17 protein-coding genes and 1 pseudogene are annotated in these 16,051 nt (G+C 65.6%); 9 read left to right on the plus strand and 9 right to left on the minus strand.

The window, feature by feature from the left end:
• Position 1 precedes the first annotated feature (1 nt).
• Entirely contained in the window at positions 2-442 is a 441-nt protein-coding gene (locus AC07X5_RS09125; protein ID WP_409962042.1) for an ExbD/TolR family protein, read from the minus strand.
• A gap of 160 nt (positions 443-602) precedes the next feature.
• A complete protein-coding gene (locus AC07X5_RS09130; RefSeq protein WP_409962041.1) occupies positions 603-1,244 on the minus strand; it encodes a MotA/TolQ/ExbB proton channel family protein in 642 nt (213 codons plus the stop codon).
• Between the two features lie 353 nt (positions 1,245-1,597).
• Here AC07X5_RS09130 and xseA point away from each other — a divergent pair, with 353 nt between their 5' ends.
• Together xseA and AC07X5_RS09140 are read left to right on the plus strand one after the other, a co-directional pair.
• Positions 1,598-2,911: an exodeoxyribonuclease VII large subunit gene (gene xseA, locus AC07X5_RS09135; RefSeq protein WP_494769867.1), complete on the plus strand. Its 1,314-nt coding sequence runs from the start codon at positions 1,598-1,600 to the stop codon at positions 2,909-2,911.
• Between the two features lie 172 nt (positions 2,912-3,083).
• Positions 3,084-3,665 (plus strand): superoxide dismutase, encoded by a 582-nt coding sequence (locus AC07X5_RS09140; RefSeq protein WP_494769868.1) that lies wholly within the window; start codon positions 3,084-3,086, stop codon positions 3,663-3,665.
• A gap of 85 nt (positions 3,666-3,750) precedes the next feature.
• Here the strand turns inward: AC07X5_RS09140 and AC07X5_RS09145 are convergent, their stop codons facing one another.
• Together AC07X5_RS09145 and AC07X5_RS09150 are read right to left on the minus strand one after the other, a co-directional pair.
• The gene (locus AC07X5_RS09145; protein ID WP_494770091.1) at positions 3,751-4,242 is read right to left on the minus strand and encodes a DUF192 domain-containing protein; all 492 of its coding nucleotides are present in this window, start codon (positions 4,240-4,242) and stop codon (positions 3,751-3,753) included.
• 144 nt (positions 4,243-4,386) lie between these two features.
• A complete protein-coding gene (locus AC07X5_RS09150; RefSeq protein WP_494769869.1) occupies positions 4,387-4,599 on the minus strand; it encodes a hypothetical protein in 213 nt (70 codons plus the stop codon).
• Positions 4,600-4,795: 196 nt separating this feature from the next.
• Here AC07X5_RS09150 and icd point away from each other — a divergent pair, with 196 nt between their 5' ends.
• Positions 4,796-6,055 carry an NADP-dependent isocitrate dehydrogenase gene (gene icd, locus AC07X5_RS09155; RefSeq protein WP_494769870.1) on the plus strand — a complete coding sequence of 420 codons (1,260 nt, stop codon included), beginning with the start codon at positions 4,796-4,798 and terminating at the stop codon, positions 6,053-6,055.
• Between the two features lie 168 nt (positions 6,056-6,223).
• Positions 6,224-6,655 (plus strand): hypothetical protein, encoded by a 432-nt coding sequence (locus tag AC07X5_RS09160; RefSeq protein ID WP_494769871.1) that lies wholly within the window; start codon positions 6,224-6,226, stop codon positions 6,653-6,655.
• Between the two features lie 127 nt (positions 6,656-6,782).
• Here the strand turns inward: AC07X5_RS09160 and AC07X5_RS09165 are convergent, their stop codons facing one another.
• Complete coding sequence (locus AC07X5_RS09165; RefSeq protein WP_494769872.1) at positions 6,783-7,736, minus strand: aldo/keto reductase; 954 nt, start codon at positions 7,734-7,736, stop codon at positions 6,783-6,785.
• 264 nt (positions 7,737-8,000) lie between these two features.
• Between AC07X5_RS09165 and AC07X5_RS09170 the strand changes: the two genes are divergently transcribed.
• On the plus strand, positions 8,001-9,017 hold the full coding sequence (locus tag AC07X5_RS09170) for a hypothetical protein (protein WP_494769873.1): 1,017 nt from the start codon (positions 8,001-8,003) through the stop codon (positions 9,015-9,017).
• Here the strand turns inward: AC07X5_RS09170 and AC07X5_RS09175 are convergent.
• Together AC07X5_RS09175 and AC07X5_RS09180 are read right to left on the minus strand one after the other, a co-directional pair.
• Positions 9,005-9,604, minus strand: a complete 600-nt coding sequence (locus tag AC07X5_RS09175; RefSeq protein WP_409962025.1) for a chromate transporter — start codon at positions 9,602-9,604, stop codon at positions 9,005-9,007. The genes AC07X5_RS09170 and AC07X5_RS09175 overlap by 13 nt on opposite strands.
• Positions 9,601-10,194, minus strand: a complete 594-nt coding sequence (locus tag AC07X5_RS09180) for a chromate transporter (protein ID WP_409962023.1) — start codon at positions 10,192-10,194, stop codon at positions 9,601-9,603. Before AC07X5_RS09180 ends, AC07X5_RS09175 begins: the two co-directional genes overlap by 4 nt.
• 113 nt (positions 10,195-10,307) lie before the next feature.
• Between AC07X5_RS09180 and AC07X5_RS09185 the strand changes: the two genes are divergently transcribed.
• The 4 genes from AC07X5_RS09185 to AC07X5_RS09200 all read left to right on the plus strand — a co-directional run bounded on the left by AC07X5_RS09185 (position 10,308) and on the right by AC07X5_RS09200 (position 14,618).
• Entirely contained in the window at positions 10,308-11,153 is an 846-nt protein-coding gene (locus tag AC07X5_RS09185) for a fumarylacetoacetate hydrolase family protein (protein WP_409962021.1), read from the plus strand.
• Between the two features lie 116 nt (positions 11,154-11,269).
• Entirely contained in the window at positions 11,270-13,174 is a 1,905-nt protein-coding gene (locus AC07X5_RS09190; RefSeq protein ID WP_494769874.1) for a CHASE2 domain-containing protein, read from the plus strand.
• Entirely contained in the window at positions 13,171-13,692 is a 522-nt protein-coding gene (locus AC07X5_RS09195; RefSeq protein WP_409962017.1) for an SH3 domain-containing protein, read from the plus strand. The genes AC07X5_RS09190 and AC07X5_RS09195 overlap by 4 nt, the downstream gene beginning before the upstream one ends.
• Positions 13,689-14,618, plus strand: coding sequence for a M48 family metalloprotease (locus AC07X5_RS09200; protein ID WP_494769875.1), 930 nt, complete (start codon positions 13,689-13,691; stop codon positions 14,616-14,618). Before AC07X5_RS09195 ends, AC07X5_RS09200 begins: the two co-directional genes overlap by 4 nt.
• A 152-nt stretch (positions 14,619-14,770) precedes the next feature.
• On the opposite strand, the pseudogene AC07X5_RS09205 reads toward AC07X5_RS09200, so the two are convergent.
• Both AC07X5_RS09205 and AC07X5_RS09210 read right to left on the minus strand, forming a co-directional pair.
• Positions 14,771-14,976: pseudogene (locus AC07X5_RS09205) on the minus strand (transposase domain-containing protein); the annotation flags it as partial.
• A gap of 172 nt (positions 14,977-15,148) precedes the next feature.
• Entirely contained in the window at positions 15,149-15,922 is a 774-nt protein-coding gene (locus tag AC07X5_RS09210) for an EAL domain-containing protein (RefSeq protein ID WP_494769876.1), read from the minus strand.
• Between the last annotated feature and the right edge of the window lie 129 nt (positions 15,923-16,051).

A 16,051-nucleotide genomic window follows, 5' to 3' on the forward strand; every position in this document is an offset into this window, starting at 1 on the left:
GCTAGCGGCCGTTGGCTGGGCGCGAGCCGGCCGATGACTGGGTGGCGAAGGTGATCTGCGTGAGGCCCACGCGGCGCGCGGCTTCCATCACCGTCACCACGGCCTGGTGGGGCGACATCGCGTCGGCGCTGATGATGACCACACTGTCCTTGCCGATGGCGGTGGAGGCCTCGCGCAGGGCGCGCGCCACGGCATCGACGCTCTTGCCGTCCACGCTGGTCTTGTTGACCGCATAGCGGCCATCCGCCGCCACAGCGACCACGACCTCCTTGGGGTGGTCGCGCTGCTGCTCGGTGTCGGCCACGGGCAGGGTCAGCTGCAGCTCGGTGAACTTGCTGTAGGTGGTGGTCAACATCAGGAAGATGAGGATCACCAGCAGCACGTCGATGAACGGGATCAGGTTGATCTCGGGTTCTTCCTTGGTGCGGGGGCGGAAGTTCATCCCAGGGGCCTTTCAAACAATCGAGGGGCGGCTTCGAGGGCACCCGGTTTTGCAGCCGGGCCGCCCCAAGGCAAAACGCGGCCCCATGCACCAGCGAAGCGCAGGGCACGCCTGCGGATGGGGGCAGGGAGCCACACGCAGTGGGCGACCGTGGGGGCCATCACTTCTTGTGGCGCAGGATGTGGCGCACGAACTGCTCGGAGGCCAATTCCAGGGTCAGCAGGTAAGCGTCGACGCGGCTGCGGAAATAACGCCAGAAGATCAGCGCCGGGATCGCCACGATCAGGCCGAAGGCCGTGTTGTACAGGGCGATCGAAATGCCATGCGCCAGCCGCGCCGGGTTGCCGCCGCCCATGGCCTGGCCCACGCCGCCGCTGCCGACCTGCGAGCCGAAGATCTCGATCATGCCGATGACGGTGCCCAAGAGGCCAAGCAGGGGGGCTGCCGAAGCGATGGTGGCCAGGGCGCTAAGGTACTTTTCAAGCCGGTGGGCGACGGAGCGGCCCGTGCCCTCCATGGCGGCGCGCAGGTCGGCTTCGCTGCACTGGGGGTTGCTGTTGAGCGTGCGCAGGCCGCTGGCCAGCACCTCGCCCAGGGCGGAGTTCTGTGCCAGCTGGTTCACCACGTCGGGCGTGGGCAGGCTTTTGGACGAGACGGTGATGGCTTCATCGAGCAGCTTGGGCGGTGCCACACGGGCCGTCTTGAGGGCCACGAAACGCTCGATGACCAGGGCCATTCCGAGGATGGAACACAGGATCAGAGGCCAGATGGGCCAGCCTGCGGCTTGTATGATGGACAGCAAATCTCTCTCCGCGCAGATGAGGGGCAATCGGTGATTATGGCCCAGCTTCTTGACGGCTTTTGGTCACAAACCGTTACCTTGGCGCGCGCTTTCGGTGACCGTGGCGTCACCCACAAAAACTGTGGATAACTTTGTGGGCAACCGGGTCGCCCACGCCTGCAAAGTGGCTTGCCGCCGTGCTTGCAACAGATTGATGAAAAATTACGCAGTGAAAAATCCTTATAAATCAACGACTTGCATGTGGCTGCTTGGTGCGTGGCACGAGAATGCTTATCAAGCACAGTGGAGCGCTGCATCGCCGCTTCTGTGGAAGACTCGGCTTGTCAATAGGGCCGCAATGGCCGTCGCTGCGCATGTTTGAACGTACAAACCCCGTGGCGGCGCCCCGCGTGTGGGAAGTTGGCGCGCTGTGCCGCGCCATTGCTGATGCGCTGGAGGCGCGCTTCAATCCTGTCGCGGTGCGCGGCGAGATCACGGGCTTCTCGCGCGCATCCAGCGGGCATTGCTACTTTTCGATCAAGGACCCCCAGGGCCAGCTGCGCTGCGCCATGTTCCGCCGCGCCGCCAGCCTGCTTGACTTTTCGCCGCGCGATGGTGAATTGGTGGAAGTGCGCGGCAAGCTCGGCGTGTACGAAGCCCGGGGCGACCTGCAGTTCATCGTGGAAAGCATGCAGCGCGCAGGCCAGGGCGCGCTGTTCGAGCAGTTCCTGCGCCTGAAGGCCCAACTGGAGTCCGAGGGCCTGTTCGACTCCGCGCGCAAGCGGCCCTTGCCCGTGCAGCCGCGGGGCATCGGCCTGGTGACCTCGCTCGGGGCCGCGGCGCTGCACGACGTGGTCACGGCCCTGCGCCGCCGCGCGCCGCACATTCCTGTGGTGCTGGCCCCGGCCCAGGTGCAGGGTGGGGCGGCGCCGCAGTCCATCGTGGCCGCGCTGAACCGGCTCTACCGCCTGGCGGAGCAGGGGCCTTCGGCTGGGCAGCCCGCCATCGACACCATCCTGCTGGTGCGTGGCGGGGGATCCATCGAGGACCTGTGGGCCTTCAACGACGAGCACCTGGCTCGCACCATCGTGCAAAGCCCGGTGCCGCTGGTCAGCGGCGTGGGGCACGAGACCGATTTCACGATTGCCGACTTCTGCGCCGACCTGCGCGCACCCACGCCCACGGCTGCGGCCGAACTCGTGGCGCAGCCGCGCGAAGTCTGGCTGGGCGCCTTGGAGCTGATCGAAAACCGCATCGGCGACGGCATCCAGCGCCTGCTCGATGCCCGCCACCAGCGCCTGGACCAGGCCGCGGCGCGGCTGGGCCGGCCCTCGGGCCTGGTGGCGCGCGAGCAGTTGCAGCTGGCGCGCACGGCCCAGCGCATGCGCCATGCCGTGCTGCTGCGCCTGCAGCGCATGGAGCAGGCCCAGCAGGCGGCGGCCGCCGCTTTGCCGGTGCAGGTACAGCGCCGCATCGACGGCCTGCGCGAGCGGGTGGACCGCGCCGCGCTGCGCCTGGAACTGCTGGACCCGCGGCTGGTGCTGCAGCGCGGATATGCGCTGCTGGCCGATGCGGATGGCCACGCCGTGACCAGCGTGCGCCAGGCCAGGCCCGGCGATGCCCTGCGTGCCACGCTGGCCGACGGGGCCGTGGACCTCACCGTGGCAGCCCAACCCAGGCTGCTTTGACCGTCGGCGCTGTAGGATCGGTGCGCATATCGCAGCGGCAGTGCACGTTTGCTTGCCAACTTCGCTGCAGAGGTCACACGATCTTCCTACAATGCCCGTTCACCCGCAGGTGAGCCATGCCTGCTCGCAGGCTGGCAAGCCACCACAATTCAAACCACCACGAGGAAACACCATGGAACACACCCTTCCCCCGCTGCCCTACGCCATCGATGCACTGGCTCCCCACTACAGCCAGGAAACGCTGGAGTACCACCACGGCAAGCACCACAATGCCTACGTGGTGAACCTCAACAACCTGCAAAAGGGCACCGAATTCGAATCGATGACCCTGGAAGAGATCGTCAAGAAGGCGAGCGGCGGCATCTACAACAACGCCGCCCAGATCTGGAACCACACCTTTTTCTGGAACTGCATGGCCCCCGCCGGCGGCGGCGAGCCATCGGGCGCGCTGGCCACGGCCATCAACGCCAAGTGGGGCAGCTACGCCGCCTTCAAGGAAGCCTTCGTGAAGAGCGCCGTGGGCAACTTCGGTTCGGGCTGGACCTGGCTGGTCAAGAAGGCCGACGGCAGCGTCGACATCGTGAACACCGGCGCCGCCGGCACGCCCCTGACCACCGCCGACAAGGCCCTGCTGACCGTGGACGTGTGGGAACACGCCTACTACATCGACTACCGCAACCTGCGCCCCAAGTTCGTCGAGACCTTCCTGGACAAGCTGGTCAACTGGAAGTTCGCCGAAGCCAACTTCGCCTGATAGCCCCCGCAGGCAATCCATCCGCCCTTTGCTGGGCGGAAAAGAAAAACGGCCCTCGGGCCGTTTTTTCATGGGCGCGTCCGGCTCACTTGCGTGAAAAAGGGGCCCCGCCGAGCTTGAAGCCGGCCTTGATGCCCTTCTTGGCGAACCAGCCCTGGTTCATCTCCAGCACGAAGCGCACCGGCTTCTTCGAGCAGTGCGAGTCGAGCGTCTGCGGCTTCATGTCTTCGAGGTTGACGATGGTGCCGTCGTCCGCGACGAAAGCGGCGGTCAGCGGCAGCAGGGTGTTCTTCATCCAGAAGCATTGCTGGCTGGGTTGTTCGAAAACGAACAGCATGCCCTCGTGCTGCGGCATCTCGGGCCGGTTCATCAGGCCGATCTGGCGTTCCAACGGGGCCACGGCCACCTGGGCGTCGATGCGGTGCATGCCGGCAGACAGCTCCACGCGCTGCAGGTTCAGCTGCGGGCCTTCCTGGGACCGGCTCGCGGGAGCCAGGGCTGCGAGCGCTGTGGCGAGCAAGGTGGCCACCAGGGCGTGGCGACGGGTGGGGAGCAGGGGAGTGGCAAGGCTCGTCATCATCATCAGGCTGGGCATGGGCAGGATTCTTCCGGTGGGATGTGCGGGGGCGCCAGAAACAAAAAAATCGCCCGCGGATGCGGGCGATTTTGAAGCAAACCGAAATGGGTGGGGGTCAGAGATCCGCACAAACCCCCAGCCGCATCAGGCATGCGCCTTCTTGGCGTGCTTCTTGGGCTTCTTCTGGGCCACTTTCTTGGACTGCTTGTGGGCCGGTGCCGCCTTGGCCATGGGAGCCGGTGCAGCTGCGGGTGCAGCAGCGGGGGCGGGAGCGGCAGCAGGGGCGGCTGGAGCCTGTGCGAAAGATGCACCGGCAGAGAACAGACCAGCCATCAGGACAGCGAGGAGTTTTTTCATATATGCCATTTCCTAGACGAACTATCGGGTTGAGGGCCCTGCGAAAAACTCGCAAGGCTCCACTTGCAACGATAGCAGTCCGCGCACGGTTGACAGGGGTTTTCAGCAATTTTTTGTCTATAGAATCTTCGCGGTCAGGTGCGCGTCGCCCGGCACGCTGCATTGTGTTTCAGATATCCAACGGAGACCCCCGTCCATGACCAGCTACCAGCACATCCAGGTGCCTGCCCAAGGCCAGAAAATCACTGTCAACGCCGACATGTCGCTGAACGTGCCGGACGAACCCATCATTCCCTTCATCGAAGGCGACGGCACAGGTCTCGACATCACGCCGGTCATGATCAAGGTGGTCGATGCCGCGGTGGCCAAGGCCTATGGCGGCAAGAAGAAGATCCAGTGGATGGAGGTCTACGCCGGCGAAAAATCCACCAAGGTCTATGGCCCCGACGTGTGGCTGCCCGAAGAGACGCTCGCCGTGCTGCGCGAGTACGTGGTGTCCATCAAGGGCCCGCTGACCACGCCGGTGGGCGGCGGCATCCGCTCGCTCAACGTGGCCCTGCGCCAGGAGCTCGACCTGTACGTCTGCCTGCGCCCGGTGCAGTACTTCAAGGGCGTGCCCTCGCCCCTGAAGGAACCCGAGAAGACCAACATGGTGATCTTCCGCGAAAATTCGGAAGACATCTACGCCGGCATCGAGTTCGAGGCCGAATCCGACAAGGCCAAGAAGCTCATCAAGTTCCTGCAGGACGAGATGGGCGTCAAGAAGATCCGTTTCCCCAACACCTCGGGCCTCGGGGTCAAGCCCGTCTCGCGCGAGGGCACCGAGCGCCTGGTGCGCAAGGCCATCCAGTACGCCATTGACAATGACAAGCCCAGCGTGACCATCGTGCACAAGGGCAACATCATGAAGTTCACCGAAGGCGGCTTCCGCGACTGGGCCTATGCGCTGGCGCAGAAGGAATTCGGCGCCCAACTGATCGATGGCGGCCCCTGGTGCAAGTTCAAGAACCCCAAGACGGGCAAGGACATCACCATCAAGGACAGCATTGCCGATGCCTTCCTGCAGCAAATTTTGCTGCGCCCGGCCGAGTACTCGGTGGTGGCCACGCTCAACCTCAACGGCGACTACATCTCCGACGCGCTGGCCGCGCAGGTCGGCGGCATCGGCATCGCGCCCGGCGCCAACATGTCCGACTCGGTGGCCTGCTTCGAGGCCACCCACGGCACGGCCCCCAAGTACGCCGGCAAGGACTATGTGAACCCCGGCTCCGAGATCCTCTCGGCCGAGATGATGCTGCGCCACATGGGCTGGATCGAGGCGGCGAACCTGATCATCAGCTCGCTGGAGAAGTCGATTGCCTCGAAAAAGGTCACGTACGATTTCGCGCGGCTGATGGACGGGGCCACGCAGGTGAGCTGCTCGGGCTTTGGCCAGGTGATGATCGACAACATGTGATTGCGTTTGCCCGGGTTCTCTGGGTACCCGCAACACAGGCCCGCTCCTATGGAAGTGGGCTTTTTTTCTGCCCGTTGAATTCCTGAACCTTGCATCCGCAGGGACGAATGGGCGATGCATATCGGGCTGGGCACGAGCACGCCGGCGGCGTGCAGGCGGTCAGGCGGCGTGGCTTCCACCCGCAAGCTCGAGGTGGCGATCAGCGCCGTGCAGCGGGGGACTGACCGCACGGCTGCGGAGTTGGCCATGCCCCGATTGGCGCGTGAGCTGGAGGCTTTGCGGGAGCGGCGGGCGCAGGTGATTCAGCAACTCGAAAGCCGGTTGGGGAAATCCAAGACCGATCGGCGCACCATTGCCATCATTGCGGTGGTGTGTGTCGCCATCCTCTGGGCAATCTTCTTGGGCCCGACCCTGGATACTGCCTGGCAGATCCTGTGTTTCTTTGGGGTTGTGATTGGTACCTTGGTGCTGGTCTACAAAAAGTACAGGCTGCCGCAGTTCGACCTGGCGCAGGAAACGAAAACCCTGGATGAGCAGATCGACAGGATCGAAGCGCACATCCAGGCGAACCGGCGCATTCTGGAAACGCTGCCGGTCTGAGCGTTTTTGCTGGCAACGCCGAAGTCGCCACTGGGGCGGTGGTTCACGCGTTGGGTGAACCGGTGGCTCTGGGTGCCAAACAGGGCCGTGTACCGTCCCGTGCGGCGAGGGAGCCAGCCTGTGCCGCTCACTGCGCGCTGGCAGCGTCCAGCGTGGCCAGGGCCTCTGCATCCAGCGTGAGCTGGGTGGCCTTCACCAGGTCCTGCAACTGCGCCAGCGAGGTGGCGCTGGCGATCGGCGCCGTGATGCCCGGCTGCACGATCTGCCAGGCCACCGCGACCTGGCCGGGCGTGGCGCCCAGACGCGCGGCCACGGTGTCCAGTGCGGCCAGGATGCGCAGGCCGCGTTCATTGAGGTACTTGGCCGTGGTGTTCTTGCCGCGTGCGCTCTTGCCGGCATCGGCCTCGGTGCGGTACTTGCCGGTCAGAAAGCCGGCGGCCAGCGCATAGAAGTTGATCACGCCCACGCCCTTGTCCACGCACAGCGGCTGCAGTTCCTTCTCGAACACGGCACGGTCGTACAGGTTGAACAGGGGCTGCAGGCTCTCGTAGCGGGTGATGCCCAGCTGTTCGCTGGTCGCCAGGGCCTCGGCCAGGCGCGCGGCGGTGAAGTTGGAGGCGCCGATGGCGCGCACCTTGCCGGCCTTGACCAGGTCGTCGTAGGCGCCCAGCGTGTCGGCCAGCGGCACGCTGGCATCGTCGTCGTGCGACTGGTAGAGGTCGATGTGGTCGGTCTGCAGGCGCTTGAGCGATGCCTCTACCGCCTGGCGGATGTACTCGGGGCGCAGGCCCACCTTGCCATCGCCCATGTCCTTGCCGACCTTGGTGGCCAGCACGATGCGGTCGCGCTTGCCGCTTTGGGCCAGCCAGCGGCCGATCAAGGTTTCGGACTCTCCGCCCGTGTGGCCCGGCACCCAGCGCGAGTACACGTCGGCCGTGTCGATGAAGTTGAAGCCCGCGTCCAGCCAGGCGTCGAGCAGTGAAAACGAGGTGGCCTCATCGGCCGTCCAGCCGAAGACGTTGCCGCCAAAGCACAGGGGAGAGACTTGCAGGCCCGAGCGGCCCAGGGGACGGAGGTTCATGGTGCGGTATTCCTTGGCACGGAGTGTGGAGGGGCATTGTTGCTGCATTTGGCGAATGCTGCAGGCGGGCCCGTGCGTGACGTTGTTCACGGCGGTGGCGTTTGCTGTCCTGGCGGCCTATGGACTTCAGCACCCTGCGCAGGTGACACTTCGCCCAGCCTGCAAGGAACCCGTGCTCAGCAGGCGCTGGTTGGCACACACGGGGATACCTGGCAAGCCCTGGCATTCAAAACCCTGGCCCCTGCCTGAACCGGAGAAACCATGATGCGATCAACTACCAGGTGCGCGGCGGCTTTGGCCCTTGGCGCCATGCTTGCGGCCACGGCGCAGGCCGAACTCACTGTACGCCCCGCAAGCCGCGACGCTGCCCGCCAGTGGCTTGAAAGCAGCTTGCCGTCCTTTTTCCCGCCCGGCGCGGGGCAGGACGGAATGGCCGGGCCTTACGCCTACCGCTTCTACCCCTCCGTGGGCAATGCCTTCGCGTTCAGCGAGGGGCGATTCATGGTGGCCAGCCAAAGCCACACCGCCGGTCAGATCGTGGACCTGACGGCCGCCTTGTGCCAGGCCAATGCCGCGCTGTGCGAGAACACCACCGTGCTGCCCCCCGGCACGGGCACCGGCGCTGCCTCGGACTGCTTCAACCCCGTGCTGCTGCAGCAGGGCACGACCTACCGCTGGGACTGGCAGTCCGCCGACGCCGCCGTGCAGTTCAGCACCGAGGGCCGCATCAACGGCCCCGCCAGCTTTGCCGGGCAGACGGGGCTGATCGAGACCGAGCGCACGGTGCTGGTGACCAAATCAGGCACCATCTCGTTCAATGCGCGTGTGCTGGAGTACGACAAGCTGGAAACCACGCCGCAGGGACCGGTGCTGCTGCGCTATGGCAGCACGGCGCGCATGGACGCACCGCTTGCGGGCATGCGGACCACCATGGTGCTCAACCCGGCCAACCGCGTGCGCGACTTCGCGCTGGCGCTCAACGAGAGCTATACGCTCAACGAGGTGCGCCAGACCACCATCGAGTTCCCCGGCCTGCCGGCCCAGACCAGCACCACCCGCGAAACACAGACCATCACCTACCGCGGCCAGGAAAGCGTGACCGTGCCTGCCGGCACCTACATGGCCTGCAAGTTCGAATGGACCAACGGCACGCGCGTGTCGGCAGGGTGGACGGCGAAGGGGACGGGCCTGCCCCTGGTGATCACCGGCGACGATGGCGCCGGCAACCCCGTCACGCTGTACATCAAGTCCAGCTCGCACATCAACGGTCACCCCATATAGCCCAGGGCGCCCAGCAGGGCGCCGGCACCCAGCATCCACAGCAGGTGCAGGCGCGTCTTCCACACCAGCAGCATGGTCACCACGGTCGCCAGCCACAGCGGCCAGGCGGTGGCCAGGCCGCCATGGGCCTGGGCCAGCACCCAGGTGGTGGCCAGCAGCAGGCCGATGACCACCGGCACCATGCCCTGCTTGAAGGCGCGCACGCCACGGCGTTCGCGGTTGCGGTGCCCCCAGCGCGTGGCCAGCCAGGTGAGCAGGCTGCTGGGCAGCATCACGCCGACCATGCAGACGGCCATGCCCAGGGCGCCAAGGGCCCAGCCCAGCATGCCTGCGCCGCCCGCATTCAGGCCCACGTTCCAGCCCAGCAGCGCGATGAAGAGCACGTTGGGGCCCGGCGCGGCCTGGGCGATGGCGATGGATGCGTTGAACTGCGGGTCGGCCAGCCAGGCCTGCTTTTCCACCAGAAATCGGTGCATGTCGGGTGCGGTGGCGATGGCGCCACCCACGGCCAGCAGCGACAGCGACATGTAGTACAGAAACAGCTGCAGCCAGTCGGCCCAGCCCATGTGGATGGTGGCGCCCGTCATGGCGCCAGCTTTCGCCAGGTGAGCAGGCAGGCCGTGCCGCCCAGCAGCGGCAAGGTCCAGGCCAGCGGCCAGCGCAGCACGGCCATGGCCACCACCGTGAGCACTGTGATCACCGTGCACAAGGCCGGGCCGAGCGGGTGGGTGCGCAGCGTGGCCGAGAGCTTGAGGCCCGTGCCGGCGATCAGCCCGGCAGCCACCGCGCCCATGCCGCGCAGCGCGCCGGCCACGGCCGGGTGGCTGGCGAACTGGGCATAGACCACGGCCAGCGTCAGCACCAGCATCAGCGGAAACAGCAGCATGCCGGCCAGTGCCGCCAGCGCGCCGCGCCAGCCGAAATAGCGGTCGCCGATGGTGATCGACAGGTTCACCACATTGGGGCCCGGCATGATCTGGGCCACGGCCCATTCCTCGACGAACTCCTCGTTGGTCATCCAGCGCTTGCGTTCCACCAGTTCGCGCTGCACCACGGCCAGTACGCCGCCGAAGCCCTGCAGCGCCAGCCAGGTGAAGGACCAGAACAGGTCGGTGCAGTTGCGGGGAGCCGGGCGCGGTTCTGCCGGTGAAGAGAGGCTGGGGGAGGGCGAAACCATGGGAGCGGGCGGAGACGGCGAAATCGGGACGCGGCGGATGCGCCACCCTGCGATGGTAAACGCCCGCCGATGGGTATGCTGGCGTCCTCCCGTTTTCCTGAACCACTTCCGATATGAAACTCCTCCGATATGGCCAGCCCGGCGCAGAGCGCCCCGGCCTGCTCGACGCCCAGGGCGTGCTGCGCGACCTGTCCATGCTGCTGCCCGACCTGGGGCCGGCCCAGCTCAACCCGCGCACCCTGGCGGCCCTGGCCGCCATCGACGCCAGCCGCCTGCCTGCGGTGCAAGGCACACCCCGCCTTGGCAGCCCGGTGGGCGGCGTGGGCAAGATCGTCTGCGTGGGCCTGAACTACGCCGACCACGCGGCCGAAGCCGGCATGCAGGCACCCGCCGAGCCGGTGCTGTTCATGAAGGCCGTGACCTCGCTCAGCGGCCCGAACGACGAGGTGCGCATACCGCCCGGCTCGCAGAAGACCGACTGGGAGGTGGAGCTGGGCCTGGTCATCGGCACCCGTGCCAGCCATGTCAGTGAAGCTGCTGCGCTGCAGCACGTGGCCGGCTATGTGCTGGCCAACGACGTGTCCGAGCGTGCCTGGCAGATCGAACGCGGTGGCCAGTGGGTCAAGGGCAAGAGCTACGACACCTTCGCCCCCATCGGCCCCTGGCTGGTAACGCCCGACGAGGTCGCCGACCCGCATGCGCTGGACCTGTGGCTGGAGGTCAACGGCCAGCGCGTGCAGAACGGCAATACGCGCAATTTCATTTTCCGGCTGCCCCAGGTCATCTCGTACATCAGCCAGTTCATGACCCTGGAGCCTGGGGACGTCGTGCTGACCGGCACCCCCGCCGGAGTGGGCCTGGGCCAGAAGCCTGCGCCCTGGTTCCTCAAGCCCGGCGACGTGGTGCGCCTGGGCGCCACGGGGCTGGGCGAGCAGCGGCAGGTCTTTGTGGGCGGTTGAAGTCCCAAGGAGAGTAGGGCGGGCACAACGGGCAGGGTCGATGCGCTTGCCGCTGGCAAAGCGGGGCGTGGATACTCTCGGCTGTGCCCTCCGCCCCATCCCCACATTCCTCCACTGTGCTCACCCGGCTGCGCCAGCGCTTTGGCCGCAGCGCGCTGTATGCCGTGCTGTGCCTCATGCTCTGCGCGCTGGCCTTGTTCGAGGTGACCACCTGGCACAAGCTCGATGCCCTCGACAACCGGGTGGGAGATGCCTTGCTGCGCTGGCATGCGGACAGCCGCACGCCGCCGGACGACATCGTCGTGGTCGACATCGACCAGTTCTCGCTGGTCGATCAGCAGATGCTCGACGTGGCCGGCAAATGGGTATGGCCCCGGGTCATCCACGCGGAAATGATCTCGGCGCTGGCGGCCCAGCAGCCGCGGGCCATCGTGCTCGATCTGATCCTGACGCAGGCCGACCGCTTCCGGCCGGAGAACGATGCGGAACTGGCCAAGGCGCTGGCGTTCAAGCATGCCTTCATCCCCATGGTGCTGATGGAGGACACCGAGCAGAAGGCGCCACTGACCATGGCGCCGCCGGCCATGGGCATACGCCCGCTGGAGAATGCCAAGCCCGATGCTGCCTACGGCATCGAAGGCCCGCTGTCGCTGCCGCCCGAGGTATGGCGCACCGGCTACATCAACTTCGTCAAGGACCGCGACGGCATCGGCCGGCGCACCGAGGTCGGCCGCGAGACCGATGGCTGGTGGATTCCCCACATGATCGGCCGGGTGGCCGATGCGCTGCAACTGCCGCAACCCCGGAAGCCGGGCTTTCGCCTGAACTGGTATGGCAAGGATTTCACGCGCATTTCCTACGCCAAGGCCTACCTGGCCACCCAAACGGGTGATCGCAAGCTGCCCTTCGATGCGCGCGGCAAGATCATCGTGATCGGCGCCACGGCCAGCGGCATCCTGGACTTCGTGCCCACGCCCATGGACGCGACGACGCCCGGCCCCTTCGTGCTGGCGACCGGCCTGGCCAACCTGCAGAACAACGAGTGGCTGCGCGAGGCCCCGGAATGGCTGAATCCATCCCTGGTAATGCTGCTGGTCTGCGGGCTGGCCCTGGCCTTCGTGGTGCGCATATCACCCACTTGGGTGGTCGTGGGCTATGGGGCACTCACGGCGGCTGCCATCGGGGGCAGCGTTGTGGCCTTGCAGGAAGCCCATGTGTACTGGATGCCAGTGTCCTCGCTGGTGCTGGGCGCCGTGGCGCTGCTGGCCTTCGGCCTGCTGTCCTCGCGGCTGGAGATGGGCCAGCGGCGCCACGTGCAGGCCATGTTCGCGCGCTTCGTGGACCCGCGCATCGTGCAAGATCTGTCAGAAACCGTGGCCGAGGCCGAGGTATCCGCCAGCCGCGAAATCACCTTGCTGTTCTCGGACATCCGGGGCTTCACCAGCCTCTCGGAGCACCGCAAGCCCGAGGAGATCGTGAACATCCTCAACCGCTACTTCGAGATGCAGGTGGAGGTGATCTTCCGCTACCAGGGAACGCTGGACAAGTTCATCGGCGATGCCATCATGGCCTTCTGGGGGGCACCCATCGCCCAGCCAAACCATGCGGTGCTGGCGGTGGAGGCGGCGCTGGGCATGGCGGACGCGCTGCAGCGCTTCGCCGATGACATGGCGCGCGAAGACCCTACTGCCAAGTTTGACATCGGCATCGGTGTGCATACCGGCTCGGCCGTGGTGGGGTTCCTGGGCACTTCGCGCCGGTTGGACTACACCGCAATCGGCGATGCCGTCAACCTGTGCAGCCGCATCGAAGGTTGCACAAAAGGCATAGCCCGGGTTTTGGTTTCCGAGTCGACAAGGGCACAATGTGGGGAAACATTTGTTTTCATTGACCGCGGCGATTTCGAGGTAAAGGGCCGCGACCAGGCGGTGCGGCTTTTTGAGCCGCAGCGCCGTTCGTCAGTGGGGGCGCCGGCACCCGCCGAGGCCCCGGTTCAGACACAGAGAGGAGAAGGAAAGTGAACACATCATTCGTGGGCCTTTTGAAGGGCCTGCTGATTGCGCTGCTGCTGGGGCTGGGCCTTGGCGCACATGCCCAATCGCTGGAAGTCACCACCGCCACCGAGCTGCGCGCCACGCCGGCTCTGGACGGCAAGGTCGTGGTCAGGCTGGCCAAGGGCAACAAGCTTGAGCAGACCGATGCACAGGAGGGCTGGGTCAAGGTCAAGTTCGGCCGCGCCGAAGGCTGGGTGCGGCTGACGCACGTGAAGACCCTGGAAGCTGCGGCACCGGCTGCTGCGCCGCCCGCCAGTTCGGGAACCAACCTGGCGAGCATCTTCTCGGCACCGAGCAACCGCCCCACGGCGACCACGGGTACCCGAGGCCTCACCAAGGAGCAGATCGCCAATGCCCAGCCGAATCCGGCTGAGATGGCGCAACTCGAGAAGTACGCGATCAACATGGGCCAGGCCGAGCAGTTCGCACGCAGCGGCAAGGTCGTGGCGCAGAAGATTGACGCCTACACCGGAGCAGAAAAATGAAACTCCAACGCTTGAAGGCCGCCGCGCTGGCGCTGGCCACTGTCGTATTGCTGACCGGTTGTGAAACCATGCCGCAGGCTGGCGGCTCCGGAGGCCTGAATGTCCTGTCGTCCGCGCTGGGCGGCGGTTCCGGCGGCGGTTCGCGTGCCGGTGGCGTCATGGACGTGATCCAGGGCGCATCCGCTGCATTCAAGGATTACTCTGCCGAAGAACAGCGTGCCATGGGCAACGATTTTTCGTCCGTGCTGCTGGGCGCCCGCCCGCTGCTGCGCAACGAAGCCGTGCAGCGCTACGTAAGCCAGGTCGGATGGTGGGTGGCTGCCCAGGCCGAAAAGCCCAAGGACAAGGACGGCAAGGACATCCAGTTCGCCTGGCGCTTTGGCGTGATCGACTCCGACGCCGTGAACGCCTATGCCACGCCCGGCGGCTTCGTGTTCGTCACTGTCGGCCTGATGCGCCAGCTCAAGTCCGAAGCGGAACTGGCCGGTGTGCTGGGCCACGAAATCGCCCACGTGACGCGCGGCCACTACCTGGCTGCCATCAAGAAGGGCGGCTTCGCCCAGGCCGCTGGCGGCGTGGTGCAGGCCCGCTCGGGCAATGCCATGGTGAGCTCGGCCATGGTGGGCCTGGTGCGCAACCTGTACACCAAGGGCCTGGACCAGTCCGACGAGTTCGATGCGGACCGCCAGGGCGTGCTCTACGCCGCGCGCGCCGGCTACGCGCCCATCGGCCTGCCCACGGTGCTGAACATGTATGCGGCCACGGGCTCCGGCTCCAACCAGGCCTACGAAGTGCTGTTCTCGACCCATCCGGCCCCCAAGGACCGCCTGGAAAAGCTGCAGCCCTTCATGGCCAGCAAGTTCTCGACCGCCGCGAACGTGAGCAACGAAGCCCGCTACGAAGCCATCAAGCGCCAGCTGCGTTGACGACCCCCTGGGTGGCCATGCCGCCCTTGGCAAAAGGCCCTGCCTCGGACCTCGAGGCAGGGCCTTTTTGTTTGCGGCAGAAGCAAGCCGGTCAACCCATCGTTTGCGACTGCCGAACACACCTTGACGGGCGTGGGGCCAAGTTGGCGAAGTCAGGCTGGCGGTGACCAGCGGTGCGGCAGCAACCATCGATCTGGCTGGCCGGGTGAGTGGGCAAGCGATCCAGCACAACCTCGAAGTAGGCGTACGGGTCGTGCCCGTTGATGCGCGCCGAGTGCAGCAGGCTCATGATGGCTGCTGCGCGCTTGCCCGCTCGCAGGCTACCGGCGGACAGCCAATTTGATCGTCCAACTGCAATAGCTCGGGCGCTCCTATCGATTTCGCACCAACTGTGCAGTGGCGTACATCGAGAGCTTGGGTTGAAGGCTGCGACCACGGTCTAGCAAAATTAGAATCGTCCATATTGAATCTCTTCGGGTTTTGAGTCGGTTCAACACGCTCAGAGTATCGATTGCAGACGAGTTGAGCTGTTATGTGCCGAACATCGATGCGTCCACCAGCGCAGCAGAGCGGAAGGCCGGCCGAGCAAACAGGTAGCCCTGCATCAGGTGGATGCCTGCATCGCGAAGAAAGTCTCTCTCCGAACGGGTTTCGATGCCCTCGGCCACGACCTCTATGCCCATCTCCTTGCACAGGCCTACCAGGCTGCGCACGATGGCTTGGCGCGGTCGGCTCGCGTCCACGTTGCGGATCAGGTCCATGTCGATCTTGATGATGTCCGGCTGGAAGTCGGACAACAGCTTCATCCCCGCATACCCCGCCCCGAAATCGTCGATGGCGGTCTTGAAGCCACAGCGTTTGTACTCGCGCAAGATGGAAGCGAACCAGGGCCCGTCCTGCACGCGCTCGCCTTCGGTCACCTCGAAGATGATCTGGTCGAGCGGAAATTGGTGGATGCGGGCAGCCTCCAGCGTCGTGCGGATGCACACCTCGGGTTTGTAGATGGCGTTGGGCAAAAAGTTGATGGAAACCCGCTCGCGTATGCCCAGTTCGCTCGCTCCCCTGATGGCCTTGACACGGCAGGCCTGGTCGAAGCGGTAGCGGTTGCCGTCGTTGACCTGGGACAGTACGGTCATGGCGCCCTCGCCGGCAGGCCCGCGCACCAGGGCCTCGTGCGCAAACACCGTGCGCCGCTCCAAGTCGACGATGGGCTGGTAGGCGTAGTCGAACTGAAACCCCAGCCGTTCGGCGTTGCCGCAGTCCTCACAGTCCTGCGGTGTGCCGTTCAGGGGAATGAAATCCATCGGGAAATTGGTGTTCACCAACGGTGGCGATTTACCTTGCATAGTGCCAATCAAAAGTCACCAGCAACATTTGCCAAACGGAGAACAAACTGCCGCACGTGATGTCCACCAGTGTGCTGGATTTGATGG

It is taken from the genome of Acidovorax sp. GW458-11-26-14-TSB4 (assembly GCF_059423865.1).